Annotated in this window: 2 protein-coding genes; both read left to right on the top strand. The window is 53.7% G+C overall.

Features of this window, described 5'->3' with window-relative positions:
* The first annotated feature begins 40 nt into the window (after nt 1-40).
* Complete coding sequence (locus ACXJ5O_RS28755) at nt 41-337, top strand: TrbC/VirB2 family protein (protein WP_457302880.1); 297 nt, start codon at nt 41-43, stop codon at nt 335-337.
* Nucleotides 338-341: 4 nt separating this feature from the next.
* On the top strand, nt 342-641 hold the full coding sequence (locus ACXJ5O_RS28760) for a type IV secretion system protein VirB3 (RefSeq protein ID WP_457302879.1): 300 nt from the start codon (nt 342-344) through the stop codon (nt 639-641).
* Nucleotides 642-787 lie beyond the last annotated feature (146 nt).

The following is a 787-nucleotide window of genomic DNA, read 5'->3' on the forward strand; positions in this document are numbered from 1 at the left end:
ACGTGGTCCCAAGGATTTGTTCTTCATGTGGAGTAGTTCAATGTTTTTACGTTCAAAAATTTTCCAAGCTTTCGTATTGTTATCGTTCACAATTTTTGCCGGGGACGCCTTTGCACAGAGCCTGCAACCGGTGACAGGTGTGCTGCAGACCCTTATTTCAATTCTTACAGGTCCGATTGCCTCGATGCTCGCAATCCTGGCCGTCATCAGCTGCGGCTTTCTGGCCTGGTCGGGACGCTTCACCTGGAGCATCGCCGGTTCCGTAATTATGGGGATTGTGCTGGTGTTCGGTTCGACGCAGATCGTGGCGTTCTTTCAGAGCGCTTTGGGTCATTGAACAGATGACCGAGGAAGCGCCTGACATGACCCCCCTGGTCAAAGCTCTGACGAGAGCACCGACGCTTTTTGGCGTGCCATATATGTATGCCATGTTCAACATGGTGGTAACGGCGGTGGTCTTCCTGGCAACCAAGAGCCTTTTCACGCTGTTCCTGGTTTTGCCTATCCATAGTTTCGGCTATTTCCTCACATTACGCGATGAGCAGATTTTCAACATTCTCCGGGTCAAGGGGGCAAGGACTCCCCCACAGTCGAAAGTCCTGTGGGGCGTTAGAAGCTATGCACCGGGGGACCAGGCATGATGTCCCGTCTGGTGCGCAAGGAGATGCGTTTTGGAGCGCAAGCCAAGCTGGAGCGTTCGGTTGCCACGCACGTGCCCTACGCACGCCATGTCGATGACACGGTGTTGCGCACCAAGGACGGGCTGCTTTTAAGTACACTCAGGCTC

The organism is Phyllobacterium sp. P5_D12 (assembly GCF_054049495.1).

Coding starts and splice junctions, on each gene's coding strand:
- ACXJ5O_RS28755 (WP_457302880.1), top strand. CDS start 41: ATGTTTTTACGTTCAAAAATTTTCCAAGCTTTCGTATTGTTATCGTTC.
- ACXJ5O_RS28760 (WP_457302879.1), top strand. CDS start 342: ATGACCGAGGAAGCGCCTGACATGACCCCCCTGGTCAAAGCTCTGACG.